Source organism: Isoptericola sp. NPDC057191, assembly GCF_042670225.1.
Lineage (GTDB): Bacteria > Actinomycetota > Actinomycetes > Actinomycetales > Cellulomonadaceae > Isoptericola.
Genome location: NZ_JBHUWC010000103.1, coordinates 1 through 1,127, shown reverse-complemented (window position 1 = coordinate 1,127; position 1,127 = coordinate 1). Strand labels below are relative to the sequence as shown.

At 71.7% G+C, this 1,127-nt stretch carries 1 pseudogene; it reads right to left on the bottom strand.

Features of this window, described 5'->3' with window-relative positions:
* Positions 1-1,127: pseudogene (locus ACFT55_RS13195) on the bottom strand (hypothetical protein); the annotation flags it as partial.

Here is a 1,127-nt window from a genome sequence, read left to right as displayed (position 1 = left end):
CAGACGTGCCCTCGGTCGCAGCAGCCGCCTCGGTCGAGCCCTCGGTCGTGGCACCCGCCGTCGCGTCCGCGGTCGCAGCCGACGACGCCGCAGCCTCAGCCTGCGAAGAGTTGTCACCCTCCGCAGCAGCCGACGTGTCAGCCGACGCAGCAGCGTTCGTGTCGTCGTCACCCTCGGTGTTCGCCGCAGCAACAGCCGCACCCGAGGCAGCAGCATCCGCCTCGGTGTCCGCCGTGGTCGACGCGTTGGTCGACGCATCGGTGTACGCCGCCGACGCCGCAGCAGCCTCAGCGTCTGCCGTCGCAGCGGCCGAAGCCGTCGTCTCAGCATCCGCCGTCGCCGCAGCGAGAGCAGCCGGGCTGGCGTTCGCATCCGCAGCAGCCGAAGCCGACGCGTTCACGTTCGAGTCAGCCTGCGTCGAGCCCTCAGTGGAGGCACCCGCCGTCGCGTCCGCGGTCGCGGCGGACGAGGCCGCAGCCTCAGCCTGCGACGACGCGTTGCCCTCAGCCGCAGCCGACGTGTCGGCCGACGCAGCAGCGTTCGTGTCGTCATCACCCTCGGTGTTGGCCGCAGCAACGGCAGCAGCCTCAGCTGCAGCGTTCGCCTCGGTGTCCGCCGTGGTCGACGCGTTGGTCGACGCCTCCGTGTAGGCCGCCGACTGTGCAGCAGCAGACGCATCCACCGTGCCCGCAGCAGTCGTCGCCGAGTCAGCCTCGGTGAACGCCGCAGCCTCGGCCGCCGGGTTCGCGTTCGCGTCCGCAGCAGCCGAAGCCGACGCGTTCACGTTCGAACCAGCCTCGGTCGTGCCCTCGGTAGCGGCCTCGGACGTGCCCTCGGTCGCAGCAGCAGCCTCGGTCGTGCCCTCGGTCGAGCCCTCGGTCGTGGCACCCGCCGTCGCGTCCGCGGTCGCGGCAGACGACGCAGCAGCCTCAGCCTGCGAAGAGTTGTCACCCTCCGCAGCAGCCGAAGCCTCCGCCGACGCCGAAGCGTTCGTGTCGTCGTCACCCTCGGTGTTCGACGCAGCAACCGCAGCAGCCTCAGCAGCCGCGTTCGCCTCAGTGTCCGCCGTGGTCGACGCCTGCGTGGACGCCTCGGTGTACGCAGCCGACGCCGCAGCAGCCTCAGCG